The sequence below is a fragment of the Novosphingobium mangrovisedimenti genome (assembly GCF_025153475.1).
In the GTDB taxonomy this organism is placed as follows: Bacteria; Pseudomonadota; Alphaproteobacteria; order Sphingomonadales; family Sphingomonadaceae; genus Novosphingobium; species Novosphingobium mangrovi_A.
In genome coordinates this window covers 1-851 of the sequence record NZ_JANZXA010000053.1, presented here as the reverse complement: position 1 = coordinate 851, position 851 = coordinate 1, and the positions used below count along the sequence as shown (strand labels likewise).

The window sequence follows — 851 nt, the reverse complement described above, 5'->3', positions numbered from 1 at the left end:
TAGGCTCAGGACCCATTAAATCGCTTGCGCTGGCGATGACGAATTGATTCAATAGCGGCACTGAGGAGGTGCTGCGAGTGTCTGAGCTTTGGTTGTTGAGTGAGGCGCAGATGCGCCGGATTGAGCCTTATTTTCCGCTGTCGCATGGTATTCCGCGGGTCGATGATCGCCGGATCGTCAGCGGCATCATCTTCGTGATCAGGAACGGGCTGCGCTGGCGTGACGCGCCTGCCGGTTACGGCCCGCACAAGACGATCTACAACCGTTTCATCCGCTGGAGCCGCCTGGGCGTGTTCAACCGGATCTTTGCCGCGCTGGCGGCCAAGGGCGGCAAACCCGATCGACTGATGATCGACGCTACCCACCTGAAGGCGCACAGGACGGCGGCAAGCCTGCTAAAAAAGGGGCTCTACCCAGACGTATCGGGCGCACGAAAGGCGGGCTGAACTCCAAGCTCCACGCCGTCTGCGATGGCAAGGGCCGTCCATTGATCATGCTGCTCAGTGAAGGCCAGATGAGCGATTACAAGGGAGCTGCCTTGATGATCGAAGCCTTCCCCAGAGCCAAGGCGTTGCTGGCTGACCGGGGCTATGATGCCGACTGGTTCCGCCATGCCTTGGCCGAGCGTGGCATCACCGCCTGCATCCCGTCAAAGACCAACCGCAAAGTGCCCATCCCGCACGACACAGCCCTCTACCGCCAGCGCCACAAAGTCGAAAACATGTTCGGCAAACTCAAGGACTGGCGCCGCATCCACACCCGCTATGACCGCTGCGCCCACACCTTCTTCTCAGCCATCTGCATCGCCGCCACCGTCATCTTCTGGCTGCCGCAATGAGTCCTGAGCCTAG

Annotated in this window: 1 protein-coding gene; it reads left to right on the top strand. The window is 60.5% G+C overall.

All coding sequences use genetic code 11. From position 1 onward, the window contains the following. Window positions 1-77: 77 nt before the first annotated feature. A protein-coding gene (locus NZK81_RS21420) for an IS5 family transposase (RefSeq protein ID WP_260047983.1) occupies window positions 78-838 on the top strand; the annotation gives its coding sequence in 2 pieces (ribosomal slippage) (window positions 78-411 and window positions 411-838; 762 coding nt in all). The last annotated feature ends 13 nt before the right edge of the window (window positions 839-851 follow it).